The organism is Cognatundibacterium jejuense (assembly GCF_014284255.1).
In the GTDB taxonomy this organism is placed as follows: domain Bacteria; phylum Pseudomonadota; class Gammaproteobacteria; order Burkholderiales; family Burkholderiaceae_D; genus Undibacterium; species Undibacterium jejuense.
The window spans coordinates 1-243 of record NZ_JACOFV010000087.1 but is presented as its reverse complement, the minus strand read 5'-3'; the positions used below and the strand labels follow the sequence as shown (position 1 = coordinate 243).

The following is a 243-nucleotide window of genomic DNA, read 5'->3' as shown; positions in this document are numbered from 1 at the left end:
TCGTTTCACGGTCCTGTTCGGGATGGGAAGGGGTGGTACCAACTCGCTATGGTCATCAGGCATAACTTGTCGATCTACTGTGTGTGCGTTGTTCTGCAGCCCACAGCAAATCCAATTCAGAAGAAGTGTCGTAGAGTGTGCGCTCCGAGTGATTCTCATCTCTCTTTCGCACTAATCTTGATTCATTTATTACTGGTTATGATTCGTACCAAACTCTCTTTGGCATTCACTTCATAATTTCTC

General features: G+C 45.3%; 1 rRNA gene. It reads right to left on the bottom strand.

Annotated features, from left to right (window positions below):
* Positions 1-60 (bottom strand): 5S ribosomal RNA (rrf, locus tag H8K32_RS20820); the annotation flags it as partial.
* Positions 61-243 lie beyond the last annotated feature (183 nt).